The 15,240-nt window shown below is 45.5% G+C and carries 16 protein-coding genes; 3 read left to right on the top strand and 13 right to left on the bottom strand.

Annotated elements, in window-relative coordinates:
- Positions 1-135: 135 nt before the first annotated feature.
- The 10 genes from tuf to HYN51_RS14100 all read right to left on the bottom strand — a co-directional run bounded on the left by tuf (position 136) and on the right by HYN51_RS14100 (position 8,934).
- The gene (gene tuf, locus HYN51_RS14055; RefSeq protein ID WP_108900585.1) at positions 136-1,320 is read right to left on the bottom strand and encodes an elongation factor Tu; all 1,185 of its coding nucleotides are present in this window, start codon (positions 1,318-1,320) and stop codon (positions 136-138) included.
- 70 nt (positions 1,321-1,390) lie between these two features.
- Positions 1,391-3,502 (bottom strand): elongation factor G, encoded by a 2,112-nt coding sequence (fusA, locus tag HYN51_RS14060; protein WP_108900586.1) that lies wholly within the window; start codon positions 3,500-3,502, stop codon positions 1,391-1,393.
- A 95-nt stretch (positions 3,503-3,597) separates the two neighbouring features.
- On the bottom strand, positions 3,598-4,068 hold the full coding sequence (rpsG, locus tag HYN51_RS14065; protein ID WP_108900587.1) for a 30S ribosomal protein S7: 471 nt from the start codon (positions 4,066-4,068) through the stop codon (positions 3,598-3,600).
- A 96-nt stretch (positions 4,069-4,164) separates the two neighbouring features.
- Entirely contained in the window at positions 4,165-4,539 is a 375-nt protein-coding gene (rpsL, locus tag HYN51_RS14070) for a 30S ribosomal protein S12 (RefSeq protein WP_108900588.1), read from the bottom strand.
- Between the two features lie 196 nt (positions 4,540-4,735).
- Positions 4,736-5,026, bottom strand: a complete 291-nt coding sequence (gene tusB / locus HYN51_RS14075; RefSeq protein ID WP_108900589.1) for a sulfurtransferase complex subunit TusB — start codon at positions 5,024-5,026, stop codon at positions 4,736-4,738.
- Between the two features lie 8 nt (positions 5,027-5,034).
- Positions 5,035-5,400: a sulfurtransferase complex subunit TusC gene (gene tusC, locus HYN51_RS14080; protein ID WP_192878491.1), complete on the bottom strand. Its 366-nt coding sequence runs from the start codon at positions 5,398-5,400 to the stop codon at positions 5,035-5,037.
- Between the two features lie 5 nt (positions 5,401-5,405).
- Positions 5,406-5,798 (bottom strand): sulfurtransferase complex subunit TusD, encoded by a 393-nt coding sequence (gene tusD, locus HYN51_RS14085; protein WP_108900591.1) that lies wholly within the window; start codon positions 5,796-5,798, stop codon positions 5,406-5,408.
- Entirely contained in the window at positions 5,795-6,508 is a 714-nt protein-coding gene (locus tag HYN51_RS14090; RefSeq protein WP_108900592.1) for a helix-turn-helix transcriptional regulator, read from the bottom strand. Before HYN51_RS14090 ends, tusD begins: the two co-directional genes overlap by 4 nt.
- A gap of 159 nt (positions 6,509-6,667) precedes the next feature.
- On the bottom strand, positions 6,668-7,456 hold the full coding sequence (gene fkpA / locus HYN51_RS14095; protein ID WP_108900593.1) for an FKBP-type peptidyl-prolyl cis-trans isomerase: 789 nt from the start codon (positions 7,454-7,456) through the stop codon (positions 6,668-6,670).
- 281 nt (positions 7,457-7,737) lie between these two features.
- Positions 7,738-8,934: an FKBP-type peptidyl-prolyl cis-trans isomerase gene (locus HYN51_RS14100; RefSeq protein WP_108900594.1), complete on the bottom strand. Its 1,197-nt coding sequence runs from the start codon at positions 8,932-8,934 to the stop codon at positions 7,738-7,740.
- Positions 8,935-9,103: 169 nt separating this feature from the next.
- Between HYN51_RS14100 and HYN51_RS14105 the strand changes: the two genes are divergently transcribed.
- Positions 9,104-9,331 carry a protein SlyX gene (locus HYN51_RS14105; RefSeq protein ID WP_108900595.1) on the top strand — a complete coding sequence of 76 codons (228 nt, stop codon included), beginning with the start codon at positions 9,104-9,106 and terminating at the stop codon, positions 9,329-9,331.
- Positions 9,332-9,418: 87 nt separating this feature from the next.
- On the opposite strand, the gene slyD is transcribed toward HYN51_RS14105, so the two are convergent.
- The 3 genes from slyD to kefG form a co-directional block, all read right to left on the bottom strand.
- On the bottom strand, positions 9,419-10,045 hold the full coding sequence (gene slyD, locus HYN51_RS14110; protein WP_108900596.1) for a peptidylprolyl isomerase: 627 nt from the start codon (positions 10,043-10,045) through the stop codon (positions 9,419-9,421).
- A gap of 163 nt (positions 10,046-10,208) precedes the next feature.
- Entirely contained in the window at positions 10,209-12,047 is a 1,839-nt protein-coding gene (gene kefB, locus HYN51_RS14115; protein WP_108900597.1) for a glutathione-regulated potassium-efflux system protein KefB, read from the bottom strand.
- Positions 12,047-12,598, bottom strand: coding sequence for a glutathione-regulated potassium-efflux system ancillary protein KefG (kefG, locus tag HYN51_RS14120; RefSeq protein ID WP_108900598.1), 552 nt, complete (start codon positions 12,596-12,598; stop codon positions 12,047-12,049). Before kefG ends, kefB begins: the two co-directional genes overlap by 1 nt.
- A gap of 353 nt (positions 12,599-12,951) precedes the next feature.
- Between kefG and HYN51_RS14125 the strand changes: the two genes are divergently transcribed.
- Both HYN51_RS14125 and HYN51_RS16420 read left to right on the top strand, forming a co-directional pair.
- On the top strand, positions 12,952-14,874 hold the full coding sequence (locus tag HYN51_RS14125) for an ABC transporter ATP-binding protein (RefSeq protein WP_108900599.1): 1,923 nt from the start codon (positions 12,952-12,954) through the stop codon (positions 14,872-14,874).
- A 178-nt stretch (positions 14,875-15,052) separates the two neighbouring features.
- On the top strand, positions 15,053-15,205 hold the full coding sequence (locus HYN51_RS16420) for a hypothetical protein (RefSeq protein ID WP_157953051.1): 153 nt from the start codon (positions 15,053-15,055) through the stop codon (positions 15,203-15,205).
- The last annotated feature ends 35 nt before the right edge of the window (positions 15,206-15,240 follow it).

The raw sequence follows: 15,240 nt of genomic DNA on the forward strand, positions 1-15,240 counted from the left end.
TCGATTTAAAAGGAGTTTTGTCGCCCCCTTTCCTGAGGAATTTAAAATAGAAATACGATGATTGAGCAACTGTCTAAAATTCGGACAATAAAAAAGGGTGCCAAAGCACCCTTTTTCATCGATAAGTAATAATTATTACTTAATGATCTTAGCAACAACACCAGCACCAACAGTACGACCACCTTCACGGATAGCGAAGCGTAAACCTTCGTCCATCGCGATTGGTGCGATCAGCGTTACTGTCATCTGAATGTTATCACCTGGCATTACCATCTCTACGCCTTCTGGCAGTTCGATAGTACCGGTCACATCAGTTGTACGGAAGTAGAACTGTGGGCGGTAGCCTTTGAAGAATGGCGTATGACGGCCACCTTCATCTTTGCTCAGAATATAAACTTCTGATACGAACTGGGTATGTGGATTGATACTACCTGGCTTAGCCAGTACTTGACCACGCTCGATTTCTTCACGCTTAGTACCACGCAGCAGAACACCTACGTTCTCACCCGCACGGCCTTCGTCCAGTAACTTACGGAACATTTCTACGCCAGTACAAGTCGTTTGTACGGTATCTTTGATACCTACGATCTCTACCGCTTCACCGACTTTCACAATTCCGCGCTCTACACGACCGGTAACAACGGTACCACGGCCTGAAATAGAGAACACGTCTTCGATTGGCAGCAGGAACGGACGGTCAATTGCACGCTCTGGCTCTGGGATATAGCTATCCAGGAAACCGGCTAATTCGATGATCTTAGCTTCCCACTCAGGAACGCCTTCTAACGCTCTCAGCGCAGAACCGCGTACGATTGGTGTATCGTCGCCTGGGAAGTCATACATTGAAAGTAATTCACGTACTTCCATTTCAACCAGTTCTAACAGCTCTTCGTCATCAACCATGTCGCACTTGTTCAGGAACACGATGATGTAAGGAACGCCTACTTGGCGACCTAACAGGATGTGCTCACGAGTTTGTGGCATTGGGCCGTCAGTTGCTGCTACTACCAGAATAGCGCCGTCCATTTGAGCAGCACCAGTGATCATGTTCTTAACGTAGTCGGCGTGTCCTGGGCAGTCAACGTGTGCATAGTGACGGCTTGGGGTGTCATATTCTACGTGAGAAGTATTGATGGTAATACCACGCGCTTTTTCTTCTGGTGCGTTATCGATTTGATCGAATGCACGAGCCTGACCACCGTAAGCTTTTGCTAATACGTTGGTGATAGCTGCTGTCAGAGTAGTTTTACCATGGTCAACGTGGCCGATAGTACCAACGTTAACGTGCGGTTTTGTACGTTCAAATTTTTCTTTAGACACGATTCTCTTCCTTTACACTATCCCCCTCTATCCGAGGGGGATTGGGATATAAATTTATTACCCGTGAGGCTTATTTAGCCTTGCGAGCTTCGATAATTGCTGTAGCAACGTTATTTGGCGCTTCACTGTACTTCAAGAACTCCATAGAGTAAGAAGCACGACCCTGTGTTTGTGAACGCAGGTCTGTAGCATAACCAAACATTTCAGATAGTGGAATTTGAGCACGTACAGATTTACCTGTAGCCATGTCTTCCATACCTTCGATGATACCACGACGACGGTTTAAGTCACCGATCACATCACCCATGTAGTCTTCTGGAGTTTCTACTTCAACCTTCATGATTGGTTCCAGCAGAATTGGTTTGGCTTTCATGAAGCCTTCTTTAAAGGCTATAGAAGCAGCCAATTTAAACGCCAATTCTGAGGAGTCGACATCATGGTAAGAACCGTAGTGCAGGCGCACTTTGATATCAACAACCGGATAGCCAGCCAGAGGGCCAGACTTCAGTTGTTCCCGAATACCTTTATCCACCGCAGGGATGAATTCGCCAGGAATTACACCACCCTTGATATCGTTGACGAACTCGTAGCCTGCGCCACCAGCTTCCAACGGAGACATATCGATAACAACGTCACCGTACTGTCCACGACCACCAGACTGTTTAGCGTGTTTACCCTGAACGTCTGTAATGGTTTCACGGATAGTTTCACGATAAGCAACCTGTGGTTTACCCACGTTCGCTTCAACGCCAAACTCACGACGCATACGGTCAACAAGGATATCTAAGTGTAATTCACCCATACCCGCGATAATAGTTTGACCTGATTCTTCATCAGTCCAAACACGGAATGATGGATCTTCCTGAGCCAAACGGCCAAGGGCAATACCCATTTTTTCCTGATCGGCTTTGGTTTTTGGCTCAACTGCAACAGAGATTACTGGCTCTGGGAATTCCATACGCTCAAGAATAATTGGAGCAGCTTCTGAACATAAAGTATCACCCGTGGTGGAATATTTCAGGCCAATGGCAGCTGCGATATCACCAGCACAAACTTCTTTGATCTCTTCACGCTTGTTAGCATGCATCTGAACGATACGACCAAAACGTTCACGTTTATCTTTTACTGAGTTCAGAACGGTATCGCCTGAATTTACAACACCAGAATAAACGCGGAAGAACGTCAAGTTACCAACAAATGGGTCGGTTGCAATTTTAAACGCTAACGCAGCAAACGGCTCTTTGTCACTTGAATGACGAACTGCTGGAGTATCTTTACCATCATTCAACATACCGTTGATTGATTCAACGTCAGTTGGTGCCGGCAGATATTCAACCACTGCATCCAGCATTGCCTGCACGCCTTTATTTTTAAAGGCTGAACCACAGGTAACCAGAATAACTTCGCTATTCAGCACACGCTGACGCAGAGCTTTCTTGATTTCTGCCTCGGTCAGCGTTTCGCCGCCCAAGTATTTGTCCATCAGTTCTTCTGAAGCTTCAGCAGCAGACTCAACCAGATTCTGGTGCCATTCATCGGCCAGATCTTTCATGTCAGCAGGGATTTCTTCGTATTCGAAGGTTACGCCCTGATCTGCTTCGTTCCAGTTGATAGCTTTCATTTTCACCAGGTCAATAACACCGGTGAATTTTTCTTCTGCGCCAATAGGCAGTTGAATTGGAACTGGATTAGCTGCAAGACGACTTTTCAGTTGTCCTACTACGCGCAGGAAGTTCGCACCCATACGGTCCATTTTATTAACGAACGCGATACGTGGAACTTTATATTTATTCGCTTGACGCCATACAGTTTCTGACTGTGGCTGAACGCCACCAACAGCACAATAAACCATTACCGCACCATCTAACACACGCATTGAACGTTCTACTTCGATAGTGAAGTCTACGTGTCCTGGGGTGTCGATGATATTAACACGGTGCGGTTCAAACTGTTTAGCCATACCAGACCAGAACGCGGTGGTAGCAGCAGAAGTGATAGTAATACCACGTTCTTGCTCCTGTTCCATCCAGTCCATAGTCGCTGCGCCATCATGTACTTCACCGATTTTATGGTTTACACCGGTGTAGAACAGGATACGTTCGGTAGTGGTTGTTTTACCGGCGTCAATGTGAGCACTGATACCGATGTTGCGATAACGCTCAATAGGGGTTACACGAGCCATTTTATTCCTCGATTACTAGGTCGTTCTTCAGATAACCCATGCGGGTCAACTTAAAAAGCGCCCGCATGATGATTAGCATAACTACCGAAAATAAATTACCAACGGTAGTGGGCGAACGCCTTGTTGGCTTCAGCCATACGGTGAACGTCTTCACGTTTCTTCACTGCAGTACCTTTGTTTTCTGCAGCATCAGACAGTTCATTCGCTAAGCGTAAAGCCATGGATTTATCACCGCGTTTACGAGCAGCTTCTACAATCCAACGCATGGCAAGTGCATTACGGCGAACCGGACGAACTTCAACCGGTACCTGATATGTAGAACCACCAACACGACGAGACTTAACTTCTACAGTCGGTCTTACGTTGTCCAGGGCAATTTCAAAAGCTTCCAATTCGTTCTTACCAGAACGCTGAGATAAAGTCTCAAGCGCTGTATAAACGATAGCTTCTGCGGTAGATTTTTTACCATCTACCATTAAAATATTTACAAATTTGGCCAGTAAGTCAGATCCGAACTTAGGATCTGGCAGAATTTTACGTTGACCAATGACGCGACGACGTGGCATGGAAATACTCCGTTGTTAATTCAGGATTGTCCAAAACTCGATGAGTTTATTTTGACATTAAGTTAAAAATGTTTGGCCTTACTTAACGGGTAACCATTAAGACTTCGGCTTTTTCACGCCATACTTGGAACGGGCTTGCTTACGGTCTTTAACACCTGAGCAGTCCAGCGCGCCACGAACGGTATGATAACGCACACCAGGCAAGTCTTTAACACGACCACCACGGATCAGGATCACGGAGTGCTCCTGTAGGTTGTGGCCTTCACCACCGATATATGAAGAAACTTCAAAACCGTTAGTTAAACGTACACGACAAACTTTACGTAATGCAGAGTTTGGTTTTTTTGGAGTGGTGGTATATACGCGAGTACATACTCCACGTTTCTGCGGGCAAGCTTCCAGCGCAGGAACGTTGCTTTTTGCAACCTTCATTGAGCGCGGTTTGCGTACCAGCTGATTAATTGTTGCCATTAAAAAAAGCTCCTGGTTTTTTTACTTTCGTAAACACGTAATAAATCGATCCCTGAATGCATAGGTACACTGAGGGACGCAAAATTTTATGGCTGAAGTGGGTGGCTGTCAAGAAATATACAGTATTGAACGATGAACAAAGGAATGTGGTGCTTGATTTATCAGAATATTCACTAAAACAATAGCGGGCGGAATATTACCAATTCACTTGAGGATAATGATTAACACTGAGATCCACCAAACCTGAGTAATCAATAATCTCAACTCGGCTATCTATCAGTAATAATAGCCCCCGAGCTTCAATATCTTCCCGAAGTACATAAATATTAATTGGGTTACGCTGAATCAGCAGCGCCAGCCAACGACTCTCCTTTAGTGCAGCCGTTACACTATCCTGCATCAATACCAACACATCACTCTGCCCTACGGCATTACTCAGCGTATTCATATCGATTTGATAAGGTGAATGTGAAACAGTATGTAACACGGTAATCCTTAAAAAGTTAGCACGACATCATAGCCAGATAAGCAATCATGTATTTGCTGCTGGTTCAGACGAATAGCATCAATAACCAATGGCGCATCCAGATCAATCCCTCGAACATGCATCGAATCACTGCAAATAAAACATTGCTCAATATCGTATAACGCCAGAACACCAAAGGTCGCAATATAGTTACGCATCAGGATCTGATCGGGTTGCTGATCAGGAAGTAACTGAAATACACCATCGGAAAGAAAGAACAGACCGATATCGTCCGTCAGAGCCGATGTTGCTAAAACAGCATCCAACCCTTCTCTGCCTCCGGAGGAACCATGAGGAACATGCGTAAAAACAAAGGCTATTTTCTTCATAATCAGCCTGCCTAAAACTGCATGACGCGATCGCAAGTCAGCATCGCTTCCGCTAATGACCCCAATCCACTTAGTACAAATCCCGGTTGTAAATTAGCCGCCGTCTGTTGGCGTAATGCCGCTTCTTGTTCATCCACAACACCACGACGCAGTGCTGCTGCAACACAAACATTTAGCACAGTTCCTTGTTGCTCCGCCAATCGTTGCCAAGCTCTGACTAAATCAAACTCATCGCTAGCAGGAGAAACTAACTGGTTCGCATTACTGATACCTTCTTGGTAAAAAAATACGCTCTCTAATTTGTGGCCACGAGCAATCAATGCCTGCGCAAACTGCCAGGCGCTGGTTGCCCGCTGAGTGCCATAAGCCGGGCCGGTAACGACCAGCGTATAACTTAGACTCACCGATCGTTTCCTGAGAAATCACCGCTCTTAAACTGGCGGATATAGAGATAAACGGTGTGCTTAGAGATATTCAAGCGATCGGCAACATGATTAATTGAATCCTTAATATCAAAAATCCCTTTCTCATACAGATTCAATACGATTTGGCGATTCTTGGCATTATTCGAAACGTTCCGATCGGCATTCACTTCTTCAATAGTGAATTCCAATGTTTGAGCAACCAGATCGTCAACCGATGAGGCAAAGTTAACATTAGAATGAACATCTTTGGTTTCTGGTGGAATAAAAGTCTGCATGATCTGGGAGAAAGGCACATCCAGATTCATATTAATACACAGTAATCCAATAACCCGATGGTCTCTATTACGAATGCCAATAGTCAGCGATTTCATTAATGAACCGCTTTTAGCACGAGTAAAATAAGCTTTAGAAACACTACTGTCATCATGTGACATGGCATGTAGCATCCGTAATGCCATATCCGTAATTGGAGAACCTATTTTACGACCAGTATGTTCGCCATTGGCAATACGAATAGCCGAACACTTTAAATCTTCCAGTGAATGTAAGACGATTTCACAATGCGAGCCAATCAACATAGCTAAACCATCAACTACTGATTCATAAGAACGTAAAATATCGTGATCTTCGCTGGTAAATGGCTGCTCATCTAACGTCTCATATTCGCCGGATAGCGGTGAATCAGACATGATTTTTCTCCAATATATTTAGTCCATATTGGTCCTCAGACTGAAAAAAACCTGGAGACGCATTCTTAACAAGTGTTGGTTAGTTTAACAAAAACAGGGCTGACATAAGAAATAAAAAAACCGCAGTGGCGTTCTGCGGTTTTTCTTCAAAGCAAAGAATTATTGCTTATCTTTCGCTGGGGCTGCTGCTGGCGTTTCCGCTTTTTCAGACTTAACGTCTAGCAATTCAACTTGGAATACTAATGTAGAATTAATTGGAATCCCTGGAACAACGTTCTCACCATAGGCTAAAGATGGTGGAATAACCATGGTCATTTTTCCACCTTTTTTCAGGAGTTTTAATCCTTCAGTCCAACCGGGAATTACGCTATCCAGACGGAAGGTGGCTGGTTGACCACGGGTATAGGAGTTATCAAACTCGGTGCCATCAATCAGTGTTCCTTTGTAGTTCACCACAACAGAGTCGCTATCGCTAGGTGCGCTACCGGTACCGGCTGTTTCTACTTTATACAATAAACCCGATGCCGTTTTTTTCACGCCGTCTTCTTTAGCGAAAGTATCACGATAGGCAACGCCTTTTTCTTCGTTCACTTTACCATCAGCCAGCATCTTAGCATGCGCTTTCTCTTTTACGCGGGCTTCAAAGGTCTGTAAAGTTTGCTCAATTTCAGCATCGGTTAATTTACTTTTGCTTTCAAAGGCATCTTTAAAACCAGCCTGAATTTGAGAACGATCTAATACTACACCTAACTTATCCTGATCCTTCAGAGAGTTAGTCATATAGCCCCCCAGAGAAGCACCTAACGCATAGGCAGCCTTCTGCTCTTCGCTGTCAAACTTAGCCGGTGCTGCGCTTTTTGGTGCAGCCGTTGCTACAGTGTTGGCCATTGCCCCGGTAGCGAAAGCCATTGCGGTCGCTAACAGCGTTACTTTAAATAGTGATTTCATCTACATCTCCGGTGATAGGACATATGTTGTTATGCAATAAAACAGAATCCGAATTCTATACCCTACAGGTAAATTCTAAGCAGACGCAAAGAATATCAAATTATCTTAGTTCCCCAAAAAGAATAGCCTATTATGCTAATTACTCATCTTCGACAACATAAATTAAAATGGTTCGCTGAAATTAAGAAATACCTTCATCAGCGAACCATAAATTATCATATTGTTCAAACGAATAAATACGTCGACACTCAGCTGAGCATATTTATTTTCCAGAAGACTAATTATTTAGCTTTGAACGGTTTAGCTGCCTTACTCGGCCTACTTGGCTTAGCCGCTGGCGTTACCTGCAATACCTTAAGAGTAAAAATCAGCGTTGCATTAGGTGGAATACCCGGTAGCGCGCCCTTTGGGCCATACCCCAGCTCTGGTGGTACCACTAACTTAATTTGACCACCATTACCAGCCAGTTTGATACCACTGCGTAATGCAGGGATCACATCAGCCACTTTTAATGAAATCGGAGAGGAGGTCTTCTCAAAAACGGTTCCATTTACCCGCATACCTTGAAGTTCAACTTCAACAATATCTTGATCGGTAATGGCTGCACCACTGCCTTGTTGTTCAACTAAATAGAGCAGCCCTTCCTTGCTTTTTTGCACATTATTTATCTTAGCGAAATCAGCCCGGTATGCGTCACCGATTTCACGTTCACGCACAGCTTCCTGTTCCGCCTTGGCTTTATTCAGCGTGTTGACCTGATCGTCAAACGCGGCCATGGTCTTTTTAACCATCGCTTCATCCATTTTTATATCACCGGCAAACGTATCAACAATGCCCGCCAGCACGATATTAGGATCAAGGGTAATATGCAGTTTCTTTTGCTGAGCCATATTTTCTTGCAGGTAACGCGCCAGCGTTACGCCACTGGCATAAGCACGTTTTTGCTCTTCACTGCTCAGAGAAAATTTTACCGATGATAATGGCGTGGTTTCCAGTTCAGTGACAACTGAGAGGGGCTCTTTCTTCGGCTCAGTCGCTGAAGCAAGCTCACCGGTTGCAGATACTGGAACGGCATCTGCCGCGATCGCTGCTGCAGTTGTTGCATTTTCTGTAGGCGCGGAAGTTCCGCCAGCTACTGGCGCTGCTTTTGTATCAGGGGCTGAATTTGTCGCTGCAGGCTCAATGACAGCTTGCTGCGTACTCATCTTTGGGTCTGGTACACTATCCTTAGCCGGTTCTGCTGCTGGAGATGGTTGAATGTTATTCTGTTCTTTCACCGTAACTGGCGCTACATCAGCTGATTGTCCGGCCTTTGCCGCTTCAGGTTCAGATGGTGCTGCCGTTGTTGCTGGTTGAACAACCGTTGAACTTTGTTCAACCTTAGAATCTGGCGCTACAGGATTAGCGAAAACAGTAAAAACAGGTAGCGTTAGCAGCAACGCTCCAACTGCATATGAAGGCTTATTTAAAAAAGACATCAATATATTCCTTGTGTTTCATTGTAGAATAAAGCCATTAACGGTCAACATCTCCTGCTGGTCGCATTACTGGCAAGCACACTAATATTTATGCGCATATTACAAATTTCTGCGCTGATTTAATATCACATTCATTGTATGAGACTCATCATGATTCACCGGAGAAAATATGCAACAACTAAACTCTGACAACCTGTTACAACGACTAGACTTACTGGAAAGCCGCTTGGCCTTTCAAGAGGTGACTATTGAAGATCTCAATCAGGCGGTGATTCAACATCAACTTGAAATCGCTAAACTTCAGGAACAGTTAAGGCTGTTGACAGATAAGTTGAAAGCCTCCCAACCCTCCATGATAGCTTCACAGTCAGAAGAGTTGCCTCCTCCGCACTACTAATGTTTCATTAAAACTATAGCGGTAATTCGGGCAAAAAATAAAATGGCAGCTTTAATTAAGCTGCCATTTTTCATTCTCAAATGATAATTAGTGACTACAGCCACAACCGCCATGGCCTTTACCATGACCACCACAGCCGCCTTCACCGTGCTCGTGATCATGATCGTGACCGCCACCACCGCAGCAACCACCGCCATCTCCGTGACCATGACCGCCACAGCAGCCACCTTCACCATGTTCGTGATCGTGCTCACCGTGAACATGACCATGAGCCAGTTCTTCCGGTGTTGCTTCGCGGATAGCAACAACTTCAACATTAAAGTTGAGGTTTTGACCAGCCAGCATATGGTTACCATCAACTACTACGTGGTCGTCTTCTACTTCGGTAATTTCAACTGGCACAGGACCTTGATCGGTATCAGCCAGGAAACGCATACCTACCTGAAGCTCATCAACACCCATAAATACATCTTTAGGTACGCGCTGAACCAAGACATCATCATAGTTGCCATAAGCTTCGTTAGCCGGTACAAACACGTCAAAACGATCGCCTACGTTATGATCTTCTAATGCTTTTTCTAAACCTGCGATCAGAGAACCATGTCCATGCAGATAATCTAACGGTGCGCTCACCGGAGACTCATCAACTAATACACCGTCTTCTGTACGAACCTGATAGGCCAGGCTGACCACTAGGTCTTTTGCTACTTTCATGATTTCTCCTACCGTTGATACTTAATTTCCGCTGATTGTAGCTGAAATCAACGGCGCTGTACTCACTGAGATAAAAATTTAGGCAACTTTATATTACTAAGTATGATGAAAGTCGACTATTAGATTGAGATCCTGCGGCCTATCCATCATCTCTTTTTTCAGGTTAATCCTGCTCTTCGTGCCGAGCCTCCTGTACGTCATCTTCCATATCCCAAGCGTCAGATAACTTGCTGTCATGCTGAATTTCTCGCTGAAACAGATTCTCCAGTTCACGCCGCGCTTCTGCTACTCGAGATACCTGCTGAACTTCACCCTGACGATCGGGCACCAGCTCACGCAGCATATTCTCATCCAAACGTTTGAAATACTGCTGGGCACGATAGGCTTGATGAGGATGCATTCCCAGATCAATTAGTGCCTTACGCCCTAAATCAAGGGCGCTAGAAAATGTCTCTCGGGAGAATAATTCAACACCCGCATTTAGCAGTTCATGAGCCTCAACCCGCCCTCTGGCTCGTGCCAAAATAGACAAATTAGGAAAGTATTGCTGACACAGACGAACCACTGTCATGGTCTCTTCCGGCAAATCACTGGTAATGATAATAGCTTTGGCTTTTTCCGCACCGGCTGCACGCAGCAGTTCAAGTTCAGTCGCATCGCCGTAATAGACTTTATAACCGTAGCCGCGCAAGATACTCACCTGACTGACATCTCGTTCCAGTACTGTCAGGCGAATTTCATTCGCCATCAATAAACGACCAACCACCTGACCGAAACGACCAAACCCAACCACGATCACCTGAGGTTCATCATCTTCCACATCAGATGCCTGAGTAGGTTCATCTCCGGGGTTATAACGACGAGCCAATATCTTGTCGACCAGTTGCATTAATATCGGCGTGGTCATCATGGAAATGGTCACCACCACCAGCAGCATGGCTATCTGCTCTGAATCAAAAATATTCTGAGACTTCGCAGCGGCAAACAGCACGAAGGCAAACTCCCCCCCCTGACTAAGTACGGCAGAAAACTGAAGCCTCTCTGAGCGGTTAATTCGGAAAAAGCGTGCTAATCCGTACAGTACAACGCTTTTAACCAACAGTAAGACGCATACCCCAACGAATACCTGCAGAATATGAGAGTAGAAAACCCCTAAATTGAGTACCATCCCGACCGAAATAAAGAACAGCCCCAGCAACAAACCTTTAAACGGCTCAATAGCCACTTCAAGCTCATGCTGATACTCGCTTTCTGCCAGCAGCACGCCTGCCAGAAAAGTCCCCAACGCCATAGAAAAACCGATTTGCTGCATAAGTACAGCGGCACCTAATACCACCAGCAGCGCGGTGGCGGTAAACACTTCCCGAGCGCCTGAAGCCGCAACATAGCGAAAAATCGGACGCAATAAATAACGGCAGCCGAGCACCAGAATCGCCAGCCCAACCACTTTACTGAGAACGGTAAACCAGTCCGCACCCGTTCCACCTGTTCCCGCCAAAATTGGTACCAGCGCCAGTGCTGGAACAACCGCCATATCCTGAAACAACAGCACTGCAAAACCTGACTGCCCACCGTCACCGCGCATTCCCTTTTCTTTCATCAACTGTAGCGCCATCGCAGTGGATGACATGGATAGCCCAATGGCACCAATAATCGCCGCAGACAAACCAAACCCGGCCCAATACAGCAGTCCGCAAAGAACAGCGCTGGTCATCAACACCTGAGCCGTTCCCAGACCAAAAATGGGCTTTCTCATATTCCATAGCTTGGCCGGGTTCAATTCCAGACCAATAACAAACAGCAGCAGAACTACGCCCATTTCAGAAAAATGAAGGATTTCATCAACATCATTAATCAGCCGAAATCCCCAGGGGCCAATAGCAATACCGGCTATCAGATAGCCAAGTACCGCGCCAATACCAATACGTTTCGCCAGAGGAACCGCCAAAACGGCCACCGAGAGAAAAACTAAAACAGCGATAAGTTGGGGGGAAGTATCCATTATTCGCTATCCTCTTCTGCGGACACACTAAGCCATTCGGCATATTTCAACGCATGCTGCTGTAATTCATCTTCTTCTAACCGGCGGGCGCGATAAATAATCATTGGGTCAACCCACACCATTCCGCAGGCTTTAGCCATAATTTTGAACGGTAGCAAAATATCGTCAAAGGAATATCCCACCGTCCCCCCTAACTGATAGCTACTCTCGGTGGCACCCGCAGTGACCACCAACCGAAAACGCTTACCAGAAAGCTCATTCGCGCCAATGCTGCCCGCGAATTGCAGGTTTAACACCCTGTCTATCCACTCTTTCATCAACGCTGGGCAACTATAGGTGTGAATGGGAAATTGAAAAATAATAACGTCGTGATCTCTTAATAGTTGATGTTCACGATGAGCATTAATAAAAAAATCGGGATAGTAAGCATACAAATCACGGACTGTGACGTTATCCAAATTGCGAATAACCTTTAATAACGCCTTATTGGCAACCGAGCGCTTGGGCTCGGGATGGGCAAACAAAACCAAGGCTTTTGGCAAGTGCGACATTTTCGCTTCCCCTAAACATCGTCATTACTGACATTTTCCGCTACCATGCATGGCTTATAAATTACCGGTGTGAATCAATGGTGGTTTAATACAACCGTCGCACTCTGTAAGTTTAGCGAGTAAATTGAAATATTGAACAATAATAATATTCAAAATAGGCTGTTACGAATAATCAGACTCTCGATTATCGATATAGCTAAGTTCTTTAATCTTAAATAATAATATTCAAAATAGTGTAGCGGCTGTTGTACTCCTCTCACTGTTTTCTATCAATAGTTTCATACCGCACTTATTTTTGAAGCCAAGTATTCACTGTTGATAACCCAGCGACTAATAACTTGATATGTGACCCTATGATTGTTTTTTCTTCATTACAGATTCGACGTGGCGTTAACGTTCTGCTTGATAACGCGACTGCAACCATCAACCCCGGACAAAAAGTGGGGCTGGTAGGTAAAAACGGCTGCGGAAAATCAACGCTGCTTTCGCTATTAAAAGGTGAATTATCCGCAGACGGCGGTAACGCTACCTTCCCTGCCAATTGGGCTTTATCATGGGTCAATCAGGAAACGCCAGCATTAGATATTCCCGCCATTGAGTATGTTATTGATGGCGATCGGGAGTACCGTCGGCTTGAACATGCATTAGCTGAAGCTAATGAAAAAAATGATGGTAATGAAATTGCGTCACTGCACGGTAAGCTGGATGCCATACAAGCATGGACTATCTATCCCCGAGCTTCCAGCCTGCTACACGGTTTAGGCTTCTCTCAGGAGCAATTACAGCAGCCGGTAAGTGCTTTTTCCGGCGGCTGGCGTATGCGTCTGAATCTGGCTCAGGCTCTGCTTTGTCGCTCCGACTTACTGTTGCTCGACGAACCCACCAACCACCTCGATTTAGATGCAGTTATCTGGCTGGAGAAATGGCTAAAAAGCTATGAAGGAACACTGATCCTGATTTCTCACGACCGAGACTTCCTTGATCCTATCGTGGATAAAATTCTGCATATCGAGCAGCAACAGTTGTTTGAGTACACCGGTAACTACTCCTCCTTTGAGCGTCAACGCGCCACTAAACTGTCACAACAGCAGGCACTGTATCAAAGCCAACAGGAGAAAGTTGCCCATCTGCAAAGCTATATCGATCGCTTTAAAGCTCAGGCAACCAAAGCCAAACAGGCACAAAGCCGAATTAAAATGTTAGAGCGCATGGAGCTGATTGCGCCTGCTCACGTTGATAATCCTTTCAGCTTTAGTTTTCGTCAGCCGGAAAGCCTGCCTAATCCTCTGCTGAGAATGGAAAAAGTCAGTGCGGGTTACGGCGATAAAACCATTTTGCAATCCATCAAGCTGAATCTGGTACCCGGCTCACGTATTGGTTTACTGGGGCGTAACGGTGCAGGTAAATCGACGCTAATCAAACTGTTGGCGGGAGAGTTAGCCCCTCAACAGGGAGAGATTGGTTTAGCTAAAGGCATCAAACTGGGTTACTTCGCCCAGCATCAGTTAGAAACCCTTCGCCCCGATGAATCGCCATTACAACACCTCAGCCGTCTGGCGCCGCAGGAATATGAACAGCCCTTACGAGATTATTTGGGCGGTTTTGGCTTTCGCGGCGATAAAGTCAGCGAAAATACCGAGCGCTTCTCCGGAGGAGAAAAAGCCCGTTTAGTGCTGGCATTAATCGTCTGGCTACGCCCAAATCTGTTACTGCTCGACGAACCGACTAACCACCTCGATCTGGATATGCGTCAGGCTCTAACCGAAGCACTGATTGATTTTGACGGCGCTCTGGTCGTGGTTTCCCACGATCGTCATTTACTGCGTTCTACTACCGATGAGCTCTATTTAGTTCATGACAAAAAAGTAGAGCCTTTCGACGGCGATTTGGAAGATTATCAGCAGTGGTTAGCCGATCTGCAAAAACAAGAAATGCAGCCGGAAGGTAGTGATAAAGAACCTACCGCTAACAGCGCCCAAGCACGTAAAGATCAAAAACGCCGTGAAGCAGATTTTCGAACTCAAACTCAACCAATTCGTAAAAAGATCGATAAGCTGGATATTGAGCTAAACAAGCTGGCAAAACAGCTTAGCGATATTGAACTGGCCCTATCGGATACCGCCATTTACGAGGCGGATAAAAAAGCTGAACTCACTAAACTGCTACAGCAGCAGGTTAGCGTGAAGTCCGCTCAGGAAGAAACTGAAATGAGCTGGCTGGAACTACAAGAGCAGTTGGAAGAGATGACCGCCAATTTTAATCAAGGGAATGATTAAGAATTAATAGCAGAGGCGGTGATATCATCGCCTGAGACTGCTGACAAACCTAATAAATCAGCATCTGCGAATATTCTGACCGTAAAAACAATGTGCTTATATCTACACCGATAACGGTCAGTAAACCGTCTGTACTCAGCTACGGAGCACATTGGGCCTGGCCGGGTTAGGGGCAGCTATGAAACACCTTATGGTGTTTCACCCTGCGGGCCAGCGCTGTTCAACCGGGCTTTTCCTGTTTGTCGTTGGCTTACGCCAAGTCGACCCCAACACCCGTCCCTCCCAACGATTGGCTATCTTAAAGTACAAAACTGAACTATCAGAAATATGAGCGGCAATGGTAAGTACCGCTTTGGTTAATTATGT

This window comes from Limnobaculum parvum (assembly GCF_003096015.2).
GTDB classification, from domain to species: domain Bacteria; phylum Pseudomonadota; class Gammaproteobacteria; order Enterobacterales; family Enterobacteriaceae; genus Limnobaculum; species Limnobaculum parvum.

Coding starts and splice junctions, on each gene's coding strand:
- fusA (WP_108900586.1), bottom strand. CDS start 3,502: ATGGCTCGTGTAACCCCTATTGAGCGTTATCGCAACATCGGTATCAGT.
- rpsG (WP_108900587.1), bottom strand. CDS start 4,068: ATGCCACGTCGTCGCGTCATTGGTCAACGTAAAATTCTGCCAGATCCT.
- rpsL (WP_108900588.1), bottom strand. CDS start 4,539: ATGGCAACAATTAATCAGCTGGTACGCAAACCGCGCTCAATGAAGGTT.
- HYN51_RS14090 (WP_108900592.1), bottom strand. CDS start 6,508: ATGTCTGATTCACCGCTATCCGGCGAATATGAGACGTTAGATGAGCAG.
- fkpA (WP_108900593.1), bottom strand. CDS start 7,456: ATGAAATCACTATTTAAAGTAACGCTGTTAGCGACCGCAATGGCTTTC.
- HYN51_RS14100 (WP_108900594.1), bottom strand. CDS start 8,934: ATGTCTTTTTTAAATAAGCCTTCATATGCAGTTGGAGCGTTGCTGCTA.
- HYN51_RS14105 (WP_108900595.1), top strand. CDS start 9,104: ATGCAACAACTAAACTCTGACAACCTGTTACAACGACTAGACTTACTG.
- slyD (WP_108900596.1), bottom strand. CDS start 10,045: ATGAAAGTAGCAAAAGACCTAGTGGTCAGCCTGGCCTATCAGGTTCGT.
- kefB (WP_108900597.1), bottom strand. CDS start 12,047: ATGGATACTTCCCCCCAACTTATCGCTGTTTTAGTTTTTCTCTCGGTG.
- kefG (WP_108900598.1), bottom strand. CDS start 12,598: ATGTCGCACTTGCCAAAAGCCTTGGTTTTGTTTGCCCATCCCGAGCCC.
- HYN51_RS14125 (WP_108900599.1), top strand. CDS start 12,952: ATGATTGTTTTTTCTTCATTACAGATTCGACGTGGCGTTAACGTTCTG.
- HYN51_RS16420 (WP_157953051.1), top strand. CDS start 15,053: ATGAAACACCTTATGGTGTTTCACCCTGCGGGCCAGCGCTGTTCAACC.